General features: G+C 68.3%; 18 protein-coding genes. 12 read left to right on the forward strand and 6 right to left on the reverse strand.

The window, feature by feature from the left end; translation table 11 throughout:
* Positions 1 to 62: 62 nt before the first annotated feature.
* From ACFPPB_RS02675 to ACFPPB_RS02695, 5 genes are all read left to right on the forward strand, one after another.
* Positions 63 to 794, forward strand: coding sequence for an ABC transporter ATP-binding protein (locus ACFPPB_RS02675; RefSeq protein WP_377324143.1), 732 nt, complete (start codon positions 63 to 65; stop codon positions 792 to 794).
* Positions 791 to 1,678, forward strand: coding sequence for an ABC transporter permease (locus ACFPPB_RS02680; protein WP_377324145.1), 888 nt, complete (start codon positions 791 to 793; stop codon positions 1,676 to 1,678). The genes ACFPPB_RS02675 and ACFPPB_RS02680 overlap by 4 nt, the downstream gene beginning before the upstream one ends.
* Positions 1,653 to 3,152, forward strand: coding sequence for an ABC transporter permease (locus ACFPPB_RS02685; RefSeq protein WP_377324488.1), 1,500 nt, complete (start codon positions 1,653 to 1,655; stop codon positions 3,150 to 3,152). Before ACFPPB_RS02680 ends, ACFPPB_RS02685 begins: the two co-directional genes overlap by 26 nt.
* 10 nt (positions 3,153 to 3,162) lie before the next feature.
* Entirely contained in the window at positions 3,163 to 4,362 is a 1,200-nt protein-coding gene (locus tag ACFPPB_RS02690) for an efflux RND transporter periplasmic adaptor subunit (protein ID WP_377324147.1), read from the forward strand.
* Positions 4,363 to 4,533: 171 nt separating this feature from the next.
* A complete protein-coding gene (locus tag ACFPPB_RS02695) occupies positions 4,534 to 4,701 on the forward strand; it encodes a hypothetical protein (protein ID WP_377324149.1) in 168 nt (55 codons plus the stop codon).
* Positions 4,702 to 4,994: 293 nt separating this feature from the next.
* On the opposite strand, the gene ACFPPB_RS02700 is transcribed toward ACFPPB_RS02695, so the two are convergent.
* Positions 4,995 to 5,501, reverse strand: a complete 507-nt coding sequence (locus tag ACFPPB_RS02700) for a Spy/CpxP family protein refolding chaperone (protein ID WP_377324150.1) — start codon at positions 5,499 to 5,501, stop codon at positions 4,995 to 4,997.
* 135 nt (positions 5,502 to 5,636) lie between these two features.
* On the opposite strand from ACFPPB_RS02700, the gene ACFPPB_RS02705 reads away from it, so the two are divergent.
* The 6 genes from ACFPPB_RS02705 (at position 5,637) to ACFPPB_RS02730 (ending at position 11,811) form a co-directional block, all read left to right on the forward strand.
* Positions 5,637 to 6,338 (forward strand): response regulator, encoded by a 702-nt coding sequence (locus tag ACFPPB_RS02705; protein WP_377324152.1) that lies wholly within the window; start codon positions 5,637 to 5,639, stop codon positions 6,336 to 6,338.
* A complete protein-coding gene (locus ACFPPB_RS02710) occupies positions 6,335 to 7,720 on the forward strand; it encodes a sensor histidine kinase (RefSeq protein WP_377324154.1) in 1,386 nt (461 codons plus the stop codon). Before ACFPPB_RS02705 ends, ACFPPB_RS02710 begins: the two co-directional genes overlap by 4 nt.
* A complete protein-coding gene (locus tag ACFPPB_RS02715) occupies positions 7,695 to 8,120 on the forward strand; it encodes a GlcG/HbpS family heme-binding protein (RefSeq protein ID WP_377324156.1) in 426 nt (141 codons plus the stop codon). The genes ACFPPB_RS02710 and ACFPPB_RS02715 overlap by 26 nt, the downstream gene beginning before the upstream one ends.
* Before the next feature lie 666 nt (positions 8,121 to 8,786).
* Positions 8,787 to 9,788 carry a multidrug resistance efflux transporter family protein gene (locus tag ACFPPB_RS02720; protein WP_377324157.1) on the forward strand — a complete coding sequence of 334 codons (1,002 nt, stop codon included), beginning with the start codon at positions 8,787 to 8,789 and terminating at the stop codon, positions 9,786 to 9,788.
* 208 nt (positions 9,789 to 9,996) lie between these two features.
* On the forward strand, positions 9,997 to 10,470 hold the full coding sequence (locus ACFPPB_RS02725; RefSeq protein WP_377324158.1) for a hypothetical protein: 474 nt from the start codon (positions 9,997 to 9,999) through the stop codon (positions 10,468 to 10,470).
* Positions 10,471 to 10,551: 81 nt separating this feature from the next.
* Positions 10,552 to 11,811, forward strand: coding sequence for an MFS transporter (locus ACFPPB_RS02730; RefSeq protein ID WP_377324160.1), 1,260 nt, complete (start codon positions 10,552 to 10,554; stop codon positions 11,809 to 11,811).
* A 66-nt stretch (positions 11,812 to 11,877) separates the two neighbouring features.
* Here ACFPPB_RS02730 and ACFPPB_RS02735 read toward each other — a convergent pair whose 3' ends face one another.
* Positions 11,878 to 13,161, reverse strand: coding sequence for an alkaline phosphatase family protein (locus tag ACFPPB_RS02735; protein ID WP_377324162.1), 1,284 nt, complete (start codon positions 13,159 to 13,161; stop codon positions 11,878 to 11,880).
* Between the two features lie 49 nt (positions 13,162 to 13,210).
* Between ACFPPB_RS02735 and ACFPPB_RS02740 the strand changes: the two genes are divergently transcribed.
* Positions 13,211 to 13,597, forward strand: coding sequence for a hypothetical protein (locus tag ACFPPB_RS02740; RefSeq protein WP_377324164.1), 387 nt, complete (start codon positions 13,211 to 13,213; stop codon positions 13,595 to 13,597).
* 9 nt (positions 13,598 to 13,606) lie between these two features.
* On the opposite strand, the gene ACFPPB_RS02745 is transcribed toward ACFPPB_RS02740, so the two are convergent.
* The 4 genes from ACFPPB_RS02745 to ACFPPB_RS02760 form a co-directional block, all read right to left on the reverse strand.
* On the reverse strand, positions 13,607 to 15,016 hold the full coding sequence (locus tag ACFPPB_RS02745; protein WP_377324166.1) for an apolipoprotein N-acyltransferase: 1,410 nt from the start codon (positions 15,014 to 15,016) through the stop codon (positions 13,607 to 13,609).
* Positions 15,000 to 15,581 (reverse strand): TetR/AcrR family transcriptional regulator, encoded by a 582-nt coding sequence (locus ACFPPB_RS02750; RefSeq protein WP_377324168.1) that lies wholly within the window; start codon positions 15,579 to 15,581, stop codon positions 15,000 to 15,002. Before ACFPPB_RS02750 ends, ACFPPB_RS02745 begins: the two co-directional genes overlap by 17 nt.
* Before the next feature lie 443 nt (positions 15,582 to 16,024).
* The gene (locus ACFPPB_RS02755) at positions 16,025 to 16,543 is read right to left on the reverse strand and encodes a methylated-DNA--[protein]-cysteine S-methyltransferase (RefSeq protein ID WP_377324170.1); all 519 of its coding nucleotides are present in this window, start codon (positions 16,541 to 16,543) and stop codon (positions 16,025 to 16,027) included.
* On the reverse strand, positions 16,540 to 18,045 hold the full coding sequence (locus tag ACFPPB_RS02760) for an AlkA N-terminal domain-containing protein (protein ID WP_377324172.1): 1,506 nt from the start codon (positions 18,043 to 18,045) through the stop codon (positions 16,540 to 16,542). Before ACFPPB_RS02760 ends, ACFPPB_RS02755 begins: the two co-directional genes overlap by 4 nt.
* Positions 18,046 to 18,081 lie beyond the last annotated feature (36 nt).

Consider the following 18,081-nt stretch of genomic DNA (forward strand, 5'->3'; position numbering starts at 1 on the left):
GCCCTGGATACCGCTAGCTTGAGTTCCGTTGCCGCCCCCGGGCGGCCTTGAACGGAGCATGCATGGCCCTGGCCTCGCCATTGCCTGCCGCGGAGCCGGTATTTCGCGCCCGCGGCCTCACCAAGACCTATCGCATGGGCGAGGTCGAGGTGCAGGCGTTGCGTGGGGTGAACCTGGATTTGTACAGCGGCGAGTTCGTGGTGCTGCTGGGGCCCTCGGGCAGCGGCAAGTCGACCCTGCTGAACATCCTGGGCGGGCTGGATGTACCCACCGCCGGCGAGGTCTGGTACGAGGGGCACCACCTCACCGGCGCCACCGAGCGCGAGCTCACACTGTTCCGCCGCGAGCACGTGGGCTTCGTGTTCCAGTTCTACAATCTCATTCCCAGCCTCACCGCGCGCGAGAACGTGGCGATCGTCACCGAGCTGGCCGGGCAACCGATGACGCCGGAGGAGGCGCTGGCGCGGGTGGGTCTTGCCGACCGCATGGATCATTTTCCAGCGCAGCTGTCCGGTGGCCAGCAGCAGCGGGTGGCGATCGCCCGCGCGATCGCCAAGCGGCCCGCCGTGCTGCTGTGCGACGAGCCCACCGGCGCGCTCGATTCGGCCACCGGCGTGGGTGTGCTGGAGGCGCTGGAGCTGGTCAACGCGGAGCTGGGCACCACTACCGTGGTGATCACCCACAACGCCGACATCGCGCGCATGGCTCATCGCGTGCTGTACCTGGGCGACGGCCGCATCGTGCGCGAGGAACGCAATGCGCAGCGCATGCCGGCAGCGGAGCTGCACTGGTGAGCGCGCTGAGCCGCAAGGCGGCGCGCGACCTGTGGCACCTGCGCGGGCAGGCGCTGGCGATCGCGCTGGTGATCGCTGGCGGCGTCGCCACGCTGGTGATGTCGCAGTCCACCTACGAATCGCTCACCGCCACGCGCGAACGGTTCTACCGGCAGGGCGCGCTGGCCGACCTGTGGGCCCCGCTCAAGCGCGCGCCCGACACACTGTTGCCGCAGCTGGCCGCGATTCCGGGCGTGCAGACTGCACAGGCCCGGCTGCTGGCGCTGGGCACGCTGGGCGTGCCGGGCTTCAACGAGCCGGTGCGCGCCGAGGTGGTATCGCTGCCGCTGGACGGCGGCCAGCCGCTGCTCAACCGCGTGCAACTGCGCAGCGGGCGGCTGCCCGACCCGGAGCGCGACAACGAGGTGGTGGTGGGCGAGGCCTTTGCGGCTGCGCAGGCGCTGCGCGCCGGCGATACGTTGCGACTGACCCTGCGCGGGCGCCAGCGCTGGCTGCAGGTGGTGGGCGTGGGCACCTCGCCGGAGTACGTCTACCAGAGCCCACCCGGCGCGATGTTTCCCGATTTCAAGCGCTATGCGGTGCTATGGATGAACCGTCATGCGACGGAAAAGGCGCTGAACATGGACGGCGCGTTCAACAGCGTGACGCTACGCCTGCTGCCAGGTGCGCGTGCCGCTGCGGCGATCCGCCGAACTCGACCGCCTGCTGGCGCGCTACGGCGGCGTGGGCGCCTACGGCCGCCACGAGCAGACCTCGGCGCGCTACCTGGAGGAGGAGATGCGCCAGCTGCAGACCATGGCGCGGCTGTTCCCTGCGATCTTCCTGGGCGTGGCCGCGTTCCTGCTGCATGTGGTGCTGATGCGCCTGGTCGGCACCCAGCGTGACCAGATCGGCGTGCTCAAGGCGTTCGGCTACAGCCATCGCGCGCTGGCGCTGCATTACCTGGGCATGGCCGCGGCGATCGCGCTGCTCGGCGCTGCGCTCGGCGTCGCGCTGGGCGGAGGGCTGGGGCGCTGGCTGGCGCATGTCTACCAAGGCATCTACCGCTTTCCGTTCCTGGCCTATCAGCTGAGCATCCAGGCGGTTGCCACCGGCGTGGCGGTGAGCCTGGCGGCCGCGGCCGCCGGCGCGTTGATGGCGCTGCGCGCGGCGGCCAGCCTGCCGCCGGCCGAGGCGATGCGTGCGCCGGCGCACTTCGGGCCCACCGTGATCGAGCGGCTGGACCTGCAGCGCTGGCTGTCGCAACCGGCGCGGATGGCGCTGCGCGACCTGGAGCGCCGTCCCGGTCGCGCGGCGTTCACCGTGCTGGGGCTGGCGCTGGCCTGCGCGGTGACCATGGTGGGTCGCTTCCAGGGCGATGCGATCGGCTACATGGTCGACACCCAGCTCAGCATCGCGCAGCACCACGATCTGGCGGTGAGCTTCATCGAACCGGCGCCGCGGCGGGTGCTGTTCGAGCTGGCCGCGCTGCCGGGCGTGCGCTCGGCCGAGCCGGTGCGGATGGCGCCGGTTCGGCTGGTGCACGGCCACCGCAGCTATCGCACCACGATCGAGGGGCTGACGCCGGACGCGCGCCTGCGCCGGCCGCTGGATGCGCAACTGCGGCCGATCACGCCGTCCGCCGATGGCGTGCTGCTGACCGACTACCTGCAGGGCATGCTGGCGCTCGCGCCCGGCGACGAGATCGAGGTGCAGGCGCTGGAGGGCCATCGCCGCGTGCGCCGCGTGCGCGTCGTCGGCTTCGTGCACGAAACCATCGGGGCGCAGGGCTACATGGATCTGGACGCGCTGAACCGGCTGCTCGGCGACGGCGACGTGGTCTCCGGCGTGCTGCTGGGTGTGCTGCCGGGCGCCGAGCCTGACCTCTATGCGCGGCTGGACCGGCGCCCGTGGGTGGCCGGCATCAGTTCGCGGCTGGCCTCGGTGCGCAGCTTCTACGCCACCATGGGCGAGAGCCTGCTGGTGTTCACCCTGGTGGCGGCGCTGCTGGGCGGGGTGATCAACTTCGGACTGGTCTACAACGCGGCGCGGATCAGCCTGTCCGAGCGCGGCCGCGAGCTGGCCAGCCTGCGCGTGCTGGGCATGACCGAGGGCGAGGTGAGCGCGCTGCTGCTGGGCCAGCTGGGCCTGCTGGTGGTGGTGTCGCTGCCGTTCGGCTTCGCCGCTGGCTGGGGGCTGTGCTGGCTGATGGTGCAGGGCTTCCAGTCCGAGCTGTTCCGCATACCGATCCGGCTGACCACCGCCACCTACGCGTTCGCCGGCCTGATGGTGCTGGGCGCCAGCGTGGTCTCCGCGCTGCTGGTGCGCCGGCGCATCGCGCGGCTGGACCTGATCGCCGTATTGAAGACCCGTGAATGAGGACCGCCCGATGAGCATGAAACGCCGCCACTGGATTATTGCTGCCGCCGCGGCGGTCGCCGTCGCGGCCGTGGTGTGGTGGGCGCTGCAGGCCGCGCCGCGCACGCTCGAGGTGGCGCAGGTCACGCGCGGTCCGCTGGTGCAGCGCTTCGAGGAAGAGGGCCGCACCGAGTTGCCGCGACGCTGGGTGCTGTCGGCGCCGATCGCCGGCACGCTGCGGCGGATCGACCTGCTGCAGGGCGATGCGGTCAAGGCCGGGCAGGTGGTGGCGACGATCGAGCCACTGCAGGGTGCATTGCTGGATCCGGCCAACCGGGCGCGGCTGCTGGCCGAGGAGCAGGCCGCACAGGCGTCCATGCAGGCGGCGCAGCAGCGACTCGCCGCGGCGCAGGCGGACGCCCGGCTGGCCTCGCGTGACGTGGGCCGCATGCGCACGCTGGGCGCATCGGGCGTGGTCAGCGTGGCCGCACTCGACGCTGCAGAAGCGAGCGTTGCCCGGGCGCAGGCGGCATCCGCCGCGGCGTTGGCCGAACAGCGCGCCGCCGGGCAGCAGCGCGCGGCGCTGGCTGCGCTGCTGCAGGGACAGGGCCATAGTGGCGGGCAACAAATCGAATTGCGCGCGCCGATCGACGGCGTGGTGCTGCATCGTTACCAGCAGAGCGCCATGCCGGTGCAGGCGGCTCAGTCCTTGCTGGAGTTCGGCGACCTGGGCCAGTTGCAGGTGATGGTGCAGGCGCTGTCGCAACAGGCGATCGCGCTGCGGCCGGGCTCATCGGCGCGAATTCTGCGCTGGGGCGGCGAAGGTGCGCTGCCGGCGCGGGTGACGCGGATCGAGCCGGGCGGCTTCACCAAGATATCGGCGCTGGGTGTGGAGGAGCAGCGCACGCAGGTCTGGCTGGACATCGTCGCGCCGCGCGCGCAGTGGGCCCAACTGGGCGACGGCTACCGTGTCGAAGTGGAGTTCGAGTTGGCGCGTCGGCCCGACGTGCTGCAAGTGCCGTCCAGTGCGCTGTTCCGCGCCGGCCGGCGCTGGGCGGTATATCGCGTGGACGGCGGTCGCGCACGCCTGACCGCAGTGAGCCCTGGTATGCAGGGCGATGGTTCGACGGAGGTCCTGGCGGGGCTGCGTCAGGGCGAACGGGTGATCGCCTATCCGGACGATCGCCTGACCGATGGCCTGCGCGTGCGCCCGCTGGTCGCATCGCCGTGACCGCGAGGATCCGCTGCGCTGACGACGCGGCGGCAGCGGAGAACGGTCAAGGCCGCACGCCGACGTCGCGTTGCGAAAAACATGAACGCCAGCCATCGCGGCTGGCGGCCGTGGTCATCGACACTGCCGGCATCGGCGTTTTTCATGGCACATCCCACGAAGGAGTGCCCCATGCGTCGATTCATGTCCGCTTGTCTCATCGCCGCCGCCCTGATCGGCGGCAGTCTCGCCATGACCGGCTGCGTGGTGGTGGCACCGCGCCGTGGTTATCACGCCGGTGTCTGGGTGCCCGGGTACTGGGCACCGCGGCATGTCTGGGTGGGTGGCCACTGGCGCTGATCGGCCAAGGAACGAAGTCCACAGCGGTCCGGAGAACGCGCACATCGGCCGTGGCTTGTTTTGTGGGAGCGACTTCAGTCGCGACGGCGCAACAATGCGCTGCGCCGCCCGGTTGTGCATCGAGCCGCCGAGATGCTGCAGGCCGCTGCCGCGGCCATCGCGACTGAAGTCGCTCCCACAGCACTTCGGCGACGAGCAGGAGCTTGTTCAGACGTTCCCGAAAGGCTTCCCGATGCGAAGCTGCGCCAGCACGAATGCTGGCGCAGCCTTTATCGCGGGTCATTGTGAACCGCTTACTGCGCCGGTGGCGTCGTCGAGGACGCGGCCGGATGCTCCGCCTTGAACTGCTGCCACTGCTGCCGGCGTGCCTGCTTCTCCTGCTTGATCGACGCCCATTGCGCTTTCTGCGCCGGGGTCAGCAAGGCGTAGATCTGCGCACGCACGGTGGCTCTCTGTTGCACGCGTACCCGGGTGGCGTCGGCTTCGGCCTGGGCCAGGCTGGCTGCCGCCGCCTGATAGCCCACCTGATCCGGCGTCATCGACTGGAACGCGCTTCGCTGCTGGCGCAGTGCCTGCCACTGGGTCTTGTTCTGCGCGAAACGGCTGCGCACGATCTGCTTGATGCTGGCGCGCTGCGCATCGGTGAGGTCGAGCTTCTCGAAGCCCATGCCGTGACCGTGCCGGTGTGAAAACCGGCCCTGATGCGTGCCGTCAGCCTGGCCGGCGGGAGCCGCCACGGCCAGCGTGGTGAGAGCCATGGCCGAGCTCAGGATCAGGCCTAGGGTGATGTTCTTGCGCATGGTATGGAACCTCTGTCGTTGGGGTGGGGACTTGCAACTCATTTGACGACAAGGCGATGTGTATGTTCTTTGCCGGAAGGTAAAGATGCGTAAAGCCTGTGGAGTTCGTTCCGCCGCACCGCTTGAATGGAAGCCATGCAACCAGCCGCCGCTCCCCGTATCCTGATCGTCGACGACGACCGCGCGCTGTGCGGGCTGCTGGCCGAGTACCTGCAGCGCGAAGGTTTCGTGGTCGATCTCGCGCACGACAGCGAAACGGCGTTGACGCAGCTGCGCAATCCGGCCTCGCGTCCCGACCTGCTGATCCTCGACGTGATGATGCCCGGCCGCGACGGCCTGGACACGCTGCGCGAGCTGCGCATGCAGCACCGCCTGCCGGTGATCATGCTGTCCGCGAAAGGCGAGCCGGTGGATCGGGTGATCGGGCTGGAGCTGGGCGCGGACGATTACCTGTCCAAGCCGTGCCTGCCGCGCGAGTTGCTGGCGCGCGTGCGCGCGCAACTGCGGCGCAACACGCCGACCAGCGCCGCCAACCTGCAGGTCGGCGTGTTGCGCCTGCAGCCCGGCGACCGCCGGGCTTTCGTCGGAGAGCAGGAACTGGTGCTGACCGGGGCCGAATTCATGCTGCTGCTGGCGCTGGCGCAGCGCGCCGGCGAACTGGTCGACAAGTCGTCGCTGACCCGCATCGCGCTGGGGCGCGAGCTGGAACGGTTCGACCGCAGCATCGACGTGCACGTGAGCCGCCTGCGCCACAAGCTGGCGGAAGCGTCGGAGCGATCCCCGCGGATCGAGTCGGTACGCGGTTCCGGCTATCTGATGATTGCGGGGACGCCGTGAATCCGTTCAAGAGTTCCATCTATTGGCGCCTGCTGATCTGGTTCTGCGTGGCGAACCTGCTGGTGCTGTTTCTGGGCAGCTTCCTCACGCAGCGCTTCATCGAATACACCACGGCGGTGGAGATCAACTGGACCGCGCTAGCGCGGGACGCCAACCAGAGCTACGAAAGCGGCGGCGCCCCGGCGCTCGGCAACTGGATAGTGCAGCAGCGGCATGAAGGCATAGACGCCACCTTGTACGAAAAAGGGCAGGCGCTGTCGCCGGTGTGGCTGCCGCCGTCGGTCCGGCAATCGCTGCCGGCCTGGTTCGATGCCGGACGCAACGTCCTGCTGCAGCCCCGGCCAGGCCTGTATGTTTCCATGCAACAGGTGGTCGGCAGCGATGGCCAGGTCCGGTACCTGGTGGCGCTGAGCCGCACGCATACGCGGCTGCGTCCGCAGACCCGGGCGAAGATCCTGCTGGGCGTGCAGCTGACGCTGTCGCTGCTGTTCATCGGACTGGTCGGCTGGTGGGTGGCGCGCAGCGTGGCCAGGCCTGTCGAGGCGTTACGCGGTGCCACGCGACGCATGGCCGCCGGCGAGCTTTCCGCCCGGGTGGGTCGGCAAGGCGGCATGGCGAACGATGAACTGGCCCAGCTCGCACGGGACTTCGATGCGATGGCCGAACGCATCGAGGCGCTGGTCGCGCACGATCGCGGCGTGCTGCAGGATCTGTCGCACGAGTTGCGCTCGCCGCTGGCGCGGCTGCACCTGATACTCGACCTCGCCCAGCGCAGTCGCGATGCGGCCGAGGCCGATGCGTACTTCCATCAGGCCGAACTGGAGATCGTGCGGCTGGATCGCATGACCGGCGAGATGCTCGCGCTGTCGCGGCTGGAAGGCAGCATTCCCGGCATGAGCCGCGAAAACCTGGACCTCGCCGAGCTGGTGCGCGGGTGCGTGGAGCGAGCTGAGCTCGAAGCACAAGCCCGTCATGTGCAACTGCGGCTGACCTCGCCTGGTGCGCCGGTCGTCGTGTTCGGCAGCGCGCCGCTGCTGGAGCGCGCGCTGGACAACCTGATCGGCAACGCGATCAAGTTCAGCGCCGAACGCGGCGAGGTGGACGTGCTGGTACGCGCTGCCCAGGGATACACCGGAGTTTCGATCCGCGACCGCGGTCCGGGCGTGCCCGAGGCCGAACTGGAATCGCTGTTCCGGCCGTTCTTCCGCGGCAGCAACGCCGTGCGCGCCGACGGCCATGGCTTGGGCCTGGCCATCGTGCAGCGGGTGGTGAAAATACACGGCGGCGCGCTGCGGGCCGCGAATCGCGACGGTGGTGGACTGGACGTCGATCTGCGCCTGCCGCTGGCGCCGGGCGATGCTGTGGCAATGCCATCGGTTTAGCCGGCGGCACCGGGCACGCCGCGTGATGGCTGCCGCGGAGGCCGAGGCGCAGGCGCACGGCTGGCCGATGGTGATCGCCGTGGTCGGCAGCGGCGGCCATCTGGTGATGCTGCATGCGCTGGACCAGGCGCAGCACGCCAGCGTGACGGTGGCGCAGGCGAAGGCCGAAACGGCGGTGAACTTCCGCCGGCCCAGCAAGATCTTCGAGGACGCCGTGGCCTCCGGCAGCCTGGGCCTGCGCCTGCTCGGCATGCACAACCTGCTGCCGCTGGACGGCGGGCTGCCGCTGATCGTGGACGGCGAGGTGATCGGCGCGATCGGCGTCTCCGGCATGCAGTCGACACAGGACGCACAAGTGGCCGCAGCCGGCGTCGCCGCACTCGCCAACAATCGGGCCTAGCCCGTCTCGTGTAGGAGCCCGCTAGCGGGCGACCAGGCCTAGCCCCATCTTGTAGGAGCCCGCTAGCGGGCGATGCCCTTCGCCTTCGCCCCGCAGCAACAGCATCGCGGCCGAGGCCGCTCCTACAAAAAGCAGGCAAGGCCTCTGGGGCCTCCTGTGGGAGCGACTTCAGTCGCGATGCCTTTGCGCTTGGCAGTTGATTTGAAGCGAGGAGCTTTCACCCTCCTGCGGAGGGCGAGTTACTTCTCTTTTGCTTGTCCAAGAGAAGAGTGACTCGGGCGCCGTAGGCGCACGAAGGCTCTTTGCTTCAAATCAACCACCCAGAGCAAGGGCATCGCCCGCCAGCGGGCTCCTACAAGAACTCACAGCAAGGGCATCGCCCGCCAGCGGGCTCCTACAAGAACTCACAGCAAGGGCATCGCCCGCCAGCGGGCTCCTACAGGAACTCACAGCGTGGAGTGGCTTGCTCTCCGTAGGAGAACGTAGGCTCTTTGCTTCAAACCAACTACCAAGAGCAAGAGCATCGCGACTGAAGTCGCTTCCACAAATAGGGCGAGATGCCCGGAAGGTGAAAGCGCCTCGCTTCAAACCCACCAGTCGAGCAGCCAGGCGCTACGCAAACCCGCCGCGATTTGCCACACTCGGATCTTTCGCCGACCGGTAGCGATGCGTTCGAATGCTCTCGCCGCGGTGGGACTGGCGCTGTGTTCGGCGCTGTTCTTCACGCTTACCTACGTGCTCAATCGCAGCCTCGTCGCCGGCGGTGGGCACTGGGCGTGGGCGGTGATCCTGCGTTACCTGTTCACGCTGCCATTGCTGGCCCTGGCGCTGCCCATGCAGGGTGGACTCGGTGATCTGCCGCGTGAACTGCGCCGGCATGCGCGGCCGTGGTTGTTGTGGAGCAGCGTCGGCTTCGTGCTGTTCGGCGTGCCGCTGACCTGGGCCGCGAACAGCGGGCCGTCGTGGCTGATCGCCGGCAGCTTCCAGACCACGGTGCTGGCCGGGCCGCTGCTGGCGCCGCTGATCTATCGCGACGAGCGGCGTCGACTGGCGTGGCGCACGCTGGCGATCGGCGCGCTGATCGTCGCCGGGGTGTTCGCCTTACAGTGGGGCCATGCGCAAGGTCGGCTGCATGCGAGTGACTGGCTGGCGATCGGTGCAGTGGTGCTGTCCGCATTCGCCTATCCACTGGGCAACCGCAAGCTGCTGCTGCACCTGGAGCATGCCCAGATGGAGCCGGGCGGACGCCACATCAACGCCGTACAGCGCGTGTTCGGCATGACCTTGTGCAGCTGGCCGCTATGGCTCCTGTTCGCCGTCATCGCCTGGTGCACGATCGGACCGCCGACCTTGCGCGAGGCGCTGCTGGCCGGCGGGGTGGCATTGTCGTCGGGCACCATCGCCACGGTGCTGTTCTTCCGTGCCACCGACATGGTGCGGCGCGAGCCGACCGCGTTGGCCGCGGTCGAGGCGATGCAGGCGGCCGAGTTGCTGTTCGCGACGCTGCTCGGCGTGCTGTTTCTCGGTGAAGCACGGCCGCACGGCTACGCGCTGTTCGGCGCGCTGGCCATCATCGTCGGCATCGCGCTGTTCGGCTGGATCAGCGGGCGCGGCGCGGCCGGCGATGAGGAGGCGGTGCGTGCCCTGCGCAGCGATCGCAGCGCTTGACCGAAACTACTGGCGCATCCGTCGATCCGCTCAGCGGCTGAAGTCCATGACGCCGGCCGTCGCGGATGGCGGCATGACTGCTGGCACATGTAGGTGCCCGGGCGACGGCGTATCTCCCGTGTGTCGGCCCGCAGCAAGGTGGCCGCCTGCATTGACCCGCCGTAGCCGGGAGTCCGGTTCGTCCGCCGCAGCCTGATGAGGATCGTCCATGACAGCCACCCGCTCATCCACATTGATCGCGATCCTATACGGCGGCTTCATCGCCGGCACGATCGATATCGGTGTCGCATCTCTGATCAACGGAATCAGCCCGCTCATCATCCTGCGCGCCATTGCCAGCGGCCTGCTGGGCAAGGTTGCGTTTCATGGCGGCATGCCGGTCTCGTTACTGGGGCTTGTGCTGCAGTGGGGAATGTCTCTGCTGATCGCGGCCATCTTCGTCTTTGCCGCGCGGCAGTTGACCTGGCTGAACCGGCGTTGGGTGACGGCCGGCGTGCTATACGGCGCGGTGGTGTTCGTGGTGATGGAATACGTGGTCGTGCCGCTTTCCGCGGCGTGGCCGAAACCGCATTTCACGACCCGATCGTTTATCGAGAATCTGCTGGCAATGATGCTGTTCGGGCTGATCGTGGCGTTCTTTGCACGCAGTGCCGATGCTTCGTCGGCGCCCGGGTCGCCATGAGGGAATGATTGCTGCATCGGAGGGATAGGCCGTACTCGCGCGTCTTGCCATACTGCTCCGTCGTTCTAGCGGATCCATCTCATGACAGCAGGCACGGCAGCAGGCGCCATACCGAAGATCCACCACGGCACCCCGGCATTCCGCCACACCAATCTCGCGCTGTTCGCGGCGGGCTTTGCCACGTTCGGCCTGCTGTACTGCGTGCAGCCGCTGATGCCGGAGTTCAGCCGCGACTACGGGGTTAGCGAGGCAGGTGCGGCCATGTCGTTGTCGCTGACTACCGGCGTGCTGGCGTTCGCGATGCTGTTTGCCGGTGCCCTGTCGGATGCGTGGGGGCGCAAGTCGGTGATGGTGGCGTCGCTGCTGTCGTCGGCGCTGCTGGTGCTGGTGACGGCGGTGATGCCGAGCTGGCCGGCGTTGCTGGCGGTGCGTACCTTGCTCGGCTTGACTTTGAGCGGTTTGCCGGCGGTGGCGATGACGTATCTCGGCGAGGAGATGGACATCGAGTCGATCGGCCTTGGCATGGGCTTGTACATCAGCGGCAGCGCAGTCGGCGGCATGGGCGGGCGCTTGATCACCGGTGTGCTGGACGATTTCTTCGGCTGGCGTTTCGGCGTGGGCGTGGTCGGGGCGATCGGTGTGCTGGCCGGCCTGATCTTCTGGCGCGCGCTGCCGCCGTCGCGGCATTTCGTGGCGCAGCCGCTGCACTGGCGCATGGTGCTGGCACGCTTCGCCGGCATGTTCCGCGACCGCGGACTGCCGTGGCTGTTCGTCGAGGGTTTCCTGCTGCTCGGCGCGTTCGTCACCGTCTACAACTATCTGGGCTACCGCTTACTGGCGCCGCCGTACAACCTCAGCCAGGCCGCGGTTGGGCTGATCTTCGGCATCTATCTGGTCGGCACCTTCAGCTCGGCGTGGATGGGCCACCTGGCCGGCCAGCTGGGGCGGCGCAAGGTGTTGTGGACCGCGTTCGCGCTGATGCTGGCCGGCGTGGCATTGACCATGATGCAACCGCTGCCGCTGGTCATGCTCGGCATCGTCGCGGTGACTTTCGGCTTCTTCGGTGGCCACTCCATCGTCAGCAGCTGGCTCGGGCGCCGCGCCGGCGCGGCGAAGGCGCAGGCCTCGTCGGTGTACCTGTTCTGCTACTACATGGGTTCGAGCATCGCCGGCGCCAGCGGCGGGCTGTTCTATGCGTCGCATGGCTGGAATGGCGTGGCGCTGTTCGTCGGCGCGCTGGTGCTGGCCGGCCTGCTGATAGCGCTGCGCCTGTTCCGGCTGCCGCCGCTGGTGAACGTGGCGACGCCGCCGACGCCGATGAGCAAGGGCGCGATGCCGTAGGAGCCGGGAATCGGGAATCGGGGGGCTTTGTAGGGCGGGCACTGCTCGCCCTACGGGGTGATGGCTTCAGCGTGCTGCGGGTTTCAGCATGTCCATCACCGCGTCGTAGTCGCCGTCATTCGCGGCGGCGGGTATGCCGAGCAGGTGGGTCATCAGCGGATAGACGTCCACGTTCGGGAATGCCGGCACCTTCGCACCGACGCGGAACGCGGGGCCGTGCGCCACGAATAGCGCCTGCATCAGCGGATCGGCATTGTCGTAGCCGTGTTCGCCGATGCTGACCTTGCCTTTGTGGCTGGCGGCGTAGTCGGTGGTGGTGATGCGCCAGCCGACGTCGGCCAGGCACAGCAGCCGCGGCACGCGCGGATTGCTGCCGTAAACGAAGCGCGCCGGCACGCGGGTCTTGTCCCAGCAACGCATATGCTTCTGCGGTCGCTCGAGCTGGTGTTCGATCGCGGCGAAATCGGCGGCGGCTTGCGCGCTGCCGTTTTTCGGATTGAAGCCGGCGAGGATGCCCATGCTCACCGTCTGCACGCGATCCTGCGGGATCAGCCGGTCGATCATCACGCTGTTCCGTTCCGGCACGCTGGCCATGCCGTGATCGGCCAGCACGATCAGGTTGATCTTGTCGAACAGCCCGCGCTGCCGCAGGCCCCGCACCAGCCGCGCCATCGCCGCATCGGTTTCGCGCAGTGCGTCGTCCACCTGCGGCGTGTCCGGCCCGTACTTGTGGCCGGCGTGATCGACCGCATCGAAATACAAGGTGAGGAACGTGGGGCGTCGCGCGGCCGGCTGGTCCAGCCATGCCAGCACCCGGTCCACGCGCTGGTCCGGCGTCACGTTGCCGTCGTAAGGCATCCACTCGTCCGGGTGGCGGCCATGGATATCCGCCTCGGCCCCGGGCCAGAACATCGTCGCGGTGCGCAACCCGTGCTGGTCGGCCGTCTCCCAGATCGGCGTGCCTTCGCCCCACCAGCGGCCGTCGCTGACCGCCTTGCGGTTGCCCAGCGAAAACTTGCCGAGTGCGGCATCGAACATCGTGTTGTTGACGATGCCATGGTGATCCGGGCGCAGGCCGGTGACGATGGTGTAGTGGTTCGGGAACGTCAGCGACGGAAACGACGGTTGCATCGAGGCCGCCCGCACACCGTCGTTCGCCAGCATCGCCAGGGTCGGGCTGAGCCCGCGCTCGAGATAGTCGTAGCGGTACGCGTCGATCGAGATCAGCAGCAGCGGCGCGGGCCGGCTGGTCGCTGCCGCGACGGCGGCCGGCGCTGCCGGTGGCCGGGTGGCGCAACCGGCGCTGAATGCCGCCAACGTACACAGCAGCAGGCGAAACAGGATTTTCATGTGTGGAGTCCTAGGATGCGAAAACCATCCCCCATGATTGCCCATCGTCATGACCATTACACGTCCCGTTTCGCAGCACATGCGCACACTGCTGCTAGTCGCGCTGGCGCTGGCGCCGTTCGGCATGGCGGGCGCGTGGCAATCGAATCCGCAGTCGTCGGGCCAGCAGTTCCAGCAGGCTGCGCAACAGCAGCAGACCCGCGATCAACTGCAGAAAAGCCAGCTGGACCAGCGTCTGCATCAAAGCGTGTCGGACAACGCGAAGCGCCCGACCGCGAACAGCCCCGGCATCCAGCAGCAGATGGACGCGGCGGATCGCGTCCAGCGCGAGCGCGCTCGCGCGGCCCAGCAGGACCTGCTCGACCGCGAACGGGATACCCCGATGTTGCCGCGCGTGGCGCCGAAGGATTCTCCCGCACCCCCGCGCAGCGGCTGACCGTTGGCTTCAGCGGGGCAGCGGACGCCAGGCCAGGCCCAGCAGCATGACCAGCCCAGCCAGATCCAGCCACGCGAACCAGTCACCCCATGGCGTGTACAGCGTGTGCGTCTCGCGTAGCGGCAAGTCGCCCACCAGCTCGGCATCGTGCTTCTCGCTGGAAGCCTCGGCCAGCACGCGGCCGCGGTCGTCGCTCAGCGTGAGGCGGCCGGAATGGGCGGCACGTGCGACGGCGAAACCGCTTTCCACGCCGCGCATGATCGCCATGCGGCTGTGCAGCCAGCCGTCGATGGTGAAATCCGATGCCGGCACCAGCAACAGCTGCGCATGGCGAGCCGCATAGGCGTGCCCGACGTCGTGGAAATCCATGTCCTTGCAGATCGCCAGTCCGATCCGCGGCGTACCTTCGAGCACGGTGTAGCGGTCGCCCGGGGTGTACTGCTCGAAGCCGATGAGCAGATGATGCTTGCTGTAAGTGGCCGGCGACATGACGCCCGGCTGGAACACCATCAGCATGTTGCGCTCGGCGCGAGGGTCGCTCGTGGAATCGACACCGATGCCCACCGTCAGGTCGCGTCGATTCGACAGTTCCGCGAATGCGGGAAGGTTGGCATCGTCGCTGGCGAAGGAGGTTTCCGGGGTCAGCACGATGCGGGCGCCGGCATCCGCCAGACGTTTGATCGCGTCCACGTAATGGGCATCCCGCGCCTGCAGGTCTGCGGCAGACCGCGCGCGCTCCTGCAGCGACACCAGGCCGATGCGGATCGTCGATGTGGCTGGGGCCTGCAATCGCCAGCTGCCGTAGGCGAACGTGGCCACCAGCAGCAGCGTGACGATCGCGGCAGCCGCCACACGACCGCGCTTCGGCGCCTGGTGTGCGCTCTGCACCGCGATCGCCGCCGGCAACAGCAGCACGAGAAAGCCGATACCCCAGATGCCCGTGACGGCGGCGATCTGGATGATCGGCAACGCATCCATCTGCGTATAGCCGACGTTGAAGAACGTACCGTGCGGCGAGACCAAGTTGTTGACGTATTCGACGGCGACCCACGTCACCGGCAGGGCCAGCGCCGCGGCCAGCGCGTGCCCGCGTAGCAGCAGCCGCCGGAACAGCAGCGTGCACAGGGCGAGCACGAGGGCCGGTGTGCCGACGGCCTGGATGATCGCCGCCACCGGCAGGCCGATGTACCCGTGCAGGTAACCCCAAAGATTGATGCCGCCGATCGCGTAGGCGGCGAAGGCAGCCAGTGCCGCCCAGAGGGCGCGAACCCGCGGCGCCAGCCACAGCACCGGCAACGGTGCCAGCCAGGTCAGCCACCACAGCGGTTGCACGCCGCTGCCAAACCACCAGCCCAGCGCGGCCAGTGCGGTCGCCGTCAGCCATGCGGGCAGCGCGGAACGATCAAGCCTTGATGCCATCGATCAGTCTCCCTATCGATTCGAAATAGAACTTGCGGAACTGCGCCTCGTCGTCACTGAAGCGGCCGGCGCGATACAGCGCGACCAGGCCGTGCGCGTGCGCCCACAGCGACATCGCCACGTCCCACGGGTCGTCCTGCTTCAGCACGCCGCGCCGCACGCCCTCGGCGACCGCATCGGCAATGACGTTGAGCGTGGGCGACTGGCGCGAGCGGAAGTCCTCGGGAAAGCGCCGCGCATCGTCGCGGCGCACCGAGAACGCGTGGTCGAACAGGTGTGGATGCTCCAGCGCGTATTGCAGATACGGCTCCAGCAGCGCGTGCAGCCGTTTGAGGATGTCCGGATGTGTCGCGCGGGCTTCCCATTCATGCGCGACCGCGTTGAAGCTGTCGTCGGACAGCCGCTTCAGCAGCGCCTCGCGATTCGGAAAATGCCGATAGATCGCCATCGGCGTGATGCCAACCGCATCGGCGACGCGGCGCATGCTGACGGCGTCGGCGCCCTCACGTTCGAACAGCTTGTGGGCGGCGCGCAGGATCTTTTCCGGCGTGGCGAGTTTCTTCATGTATACAGTGTATACGTGAAATTTTCGCAGCGTCAAGATCGAACGGCGTATCAGCGAACTGCCAAGGATGCGCTGATTTTTTTCGTCATCCCGAAATCGCGAAGCGATATCCGGGACCCAGCGCCTTTGTGCATCAACGTCACAGACACTGGGTTCCCGTTTTCGCGGAATGACGAAAATCGAGGTCAATCAGAGCATCCCTAAGGATGGCCTGAATAAGTCCACTGCGGTCTGGAGAAGAGTGCCCCTCGTGGGAGCGACTTCACCCTTGTGGGAGCGACTTCAGTCGCGATCGCGTAGCAGCGCGCTGCGCCGCCTGACTGAGCATCGAGCCGCTGCAACGCCGGGATGCTGCAGGCCGCTGCCGCGGCCATCGCGACTGAAGTCGCTCCCACAGGCAAACGGGGATCTTGGCGACGAGCGGAAGCTTGTTCAGAGGTTCCCTAAAGGCCGCCGAACAGGTCGCCTCGCGCGATGCTGTCTTCCAGCATCAGCAGGTAGCGCTTGGTCGGCAGGCCGCCGCCGAAGCCGGTGAGGCTGCCGTCGGCGCCGATCACCCGGTGGCAGGGCAGCACGATAGGCAGCGGGTTGCGTCCGTTCGCGGCGCCGACCGCGCGCACTGCCTGCGGCTTGTCGATGCGCCGCGCCAGTTCGCCGTAGCTGATGGTGACGCCGTACGGAATCCGCCCGAGCTCGTCCCACACCGCGAGCTGGAACGGCGTGCCGTGCGGATGCAGCGGCAGCTCGAAGTGCCGGCGTACGCCGGCGAAGTATTCCTCCAACTGCACGTGGGCGAACTTCAGCGGTGCGGCCGCACGGACCCAGTTCGAGTGGGCCTTCTTCGGATGACGCTCGCGCTCGAACCAGATCTCGCGCAGGCCTTGGCTGTCAGCGACCAGCCGCAGCGTGCCGACCGGGCTGTCCATCTCGTCGTAATGAATGATGTCGGTCATGGTTGTCATGCGATCGCCTCCCGTTTGCTGCGGCGTGGCGGCGGCAGCGCATCGGAGGCGCCACGCCACAATTGGATCACGGCATACGCACGCCACGGTCGCCACGCGTCGGCGCGCAGCGCCAGTGCTTTGGTGCTGAGCGGTGTCGCGTCGGTCGTGGCCACGCGGCGCAGGATCAGGTCCGCGGCCGGGAACGCATCCGGATCGCTCAAGGCACGCATCGCCATGTAATGCGCCGTCCATTCGCCGATGCCGGGCAGCGCGACCCAGCGCGCCACGAATTCGTCCAGCGATTGCTCCGCGCCGAAATCCACGCTGCCATCCAGCAGCGCCTGCGCCATCCCGCTGATCGTCGCGGCGCGCGTCGCGGTCAGGCCGATCTCGCGCAAGTCCGCCTGCGCCAGCGCGGCCGGCGTCGGGAACAGTCGTTCCAGTCCCGCCATCGGTGCCGACGGCAACGCTTCGCCCCAGCGCTGCACGATGCGTGTCGCCAGCGTGCGCGCCGCCGCCACGCTGATCTGCTGGCCGAGGATCGCGCGCACGGCGATCTCGAAACCGTCCCAGCCGCCGGGCAGGCGCAGGCCGGGGCGGCGCGCCAGCAACGGGCCCAGGAGCGCGTCGTGCCGGAACGTGTCCGCGATCGCCTGCGGATTCGCATCCAGGTCGAACATGCGCCGCAACGTCGTCACCACGCCAAGCAGCCGCGTCGGCTGCGGGCAATGCAACTCCAGCTGCAGCGCATGCCCGCCGCCGGGCCATGCACCGAGGCGCAGCCAGCCTGGCGCGTCGGCCGGGCCGAACACGCGCGCGTAGCTGTGCTCGTCGACCCGTTCCACGCCCGGCAGAGCACGCGTGCGCAGGAATGTCAGCAGCGCCTCGAAGTCGTACGGCGGCCGATAGCCGAGCCGCAACACCAGTGCCGCGCCGGCTGCCGTGCGCGGGTGCCGGCGCAATTCGCGCGGCGCGATGCGGTTCGCCTGCAGGAACGCGGCGTTGAACCGGCGCAGGCTGCGAAAGCCGGACGCGAGCGCGACCTCCGTCACCGGCAGCGCGGTCTCCGTCAGCAACTGTTTCGCGAACAGCAACCGCCGCGTCGTGTGCACGCTGATCGGCGGCGCGCCGACGCGCTCCACGAACAGCCTGCGCAACTGCCGCGCGCCGATGCCGACCCGGCTCGCGAGTTCGTCCAGCGATTGTTCCGCCAGCACGCCGGCCTCGATCAGCTTCAACGCGCGTGCGACCACATGATTGCCGCGCTGCCACTGGTCGTTGCCCGGCGCGAGCTCCGGCCGGCAGCGCAGGCATGGCCGGAAGCCGGCCGCTTCCGCCGCTGCCGCGTTCGCGTAATAGCGCACGTTCTCGCGCTTCGGCCGCGGCGCCGGGCACACCGGCCTGCAATAGATGCCGGTGCTGCTCACGGCAGTGAAGAACAGCCCGTCGAAACGCGCATCGCGGCTGAGCCGGGCCTGTTCGCAGATGTGCGCGTCGGGCAGGGTGGGGAGCTCGTTCATGGGTGCAGGCTAGCACCACTGGGCCGGCCGGACTCG

The sequence above is a fragment of the Rhodanobacter terrae genome (genome assembly GCF_042657005.1).
Taxonomy (GTDB): Bacteria; Pseudomonadota; Gammaproteobacteria; order Xanthomonadales; family Rhodanobacteraceae; genus Rhodanobacter; species Rhodanobacter terrae.

Excerpts from the sequence above, each read along its gene's own strand:
- ACFPPB_RS02705 (WP_377324152.1), top strand. The coding sequence starts at position 5,637 with ATGCAACCAGCCGCCGCTCCCCGTATCCTGATCGTCGACGACGACCGC.
- ACFPPB_RS02730 (WP_377324160.1), top strand. The coding sequence starts at position 10,552 with ATGACAGCAGGCACGGCAGCAGGCGCCATACCGAAGATCCACCACGGC.
- ACFPPB_RS02685 (WP_377324488.1), top strand. The coding sequence starts at position 1,653 with ATGCGCCTGGTCGGCACCCAGCGTGACCAGATCGGCGTGCTCAAGGCG.
- ACFPPB_RS02725 (WP_377324158.1), top strand. The coding sequence starts at position 9,997 with ATGACAGCCACCCGCTCATCCACATTGATCGCGATCCTATACGGCGGC.
- ACFPPB_RS02695 (WP_377324149.1), top strand. The coding sequence starts at position 4,534 with ATGCGTCGATTCATGTCCGCTTGTCTCATCGCCGCCGCCCTGATCGGC.
- ACFPPB_RS02740 (WP_377324164.1), top strand. The coding sequence starts at position 13,211 with ATGACCATTACACGTCCCGTTTCGCAGCACATGCGCACACTGCTGCTA.
- ACFPPB_RS02750 (WP_377324168.1), bottom strand. The coding sequence starts at position 15,581 with ATGAAGAAACTCGCCACGCCGGAAAAGATCCTGCGCGCCGCCCACAAG.
- ACFPPB_RS02745 (WP_377324166.1), bottom strand. The coding sequence starts at position 15,016 with ATGGCATCAAGGCTTGATCGTTCCGCGCTGCCCGCATGGCTGACGGCG.
- ACFPPB_RS02735 (WP_377324162.1), bottom strand. The coding sequence starts at position 13,161 with ATGAAAATCCTGTTTCGCCTGCTGCTGTGTACGTTGGCGGCATTCAGC.
- ACFPPB_RS02760 (WP_377324172.1), bottom strand. The coding sequence starts at position 18,045 with ATGAACGAGCTCCCCACCCTGCCCGACGCGCACATCTGCGAACAGGCC.
- ACFPPB_RS02755 (WP_377324170.1), bottom strand. The coding sequence starts at position 16,543 with ATGACAACCATGACCGACATCATTCATTACGACGAGATGGACAGCCCG.
- ACFPPB_RS02715 (WP_377324156.1), top strand. The coding sequence starts at position 7,695 with ATGCTGTGGCAATGCCATCGGTTTAGCCGGCGGCACCGGGCACGCCGC.
- ACFPPB_RS02720 (WP_377324157.1), top strand. The coding sequence starts at position 8,787 with ATGCGTTCGAATGCTCTCGCCGCGGTGGGACTGGCGCTGTGTTCGGCG.
- ACFPPB_RS02675 (WP_377324143.1), top strand. The coding sequence starts at position 63 with ATGGCCCTGGCCTCGCCATTGCCTGCCGCGGAGCCGGTATTTCGCGCC.
- ACFPPB_RS02700 (WP_377324150.1), bottom strand. The coding sequence starts at position 5,501 with ATGCGCAAGAACATCACCCTAGGCCTGATCCTGAGCTCGGCCATGGCT.
- ACFPPB_RS02690 (WP_377324147.1), top strand. The coding sequence starts at position 3,163 with ATGAGCATGAAACGCCGCCACTGGATTATTGCTGCCGCCGCGGCGGTC.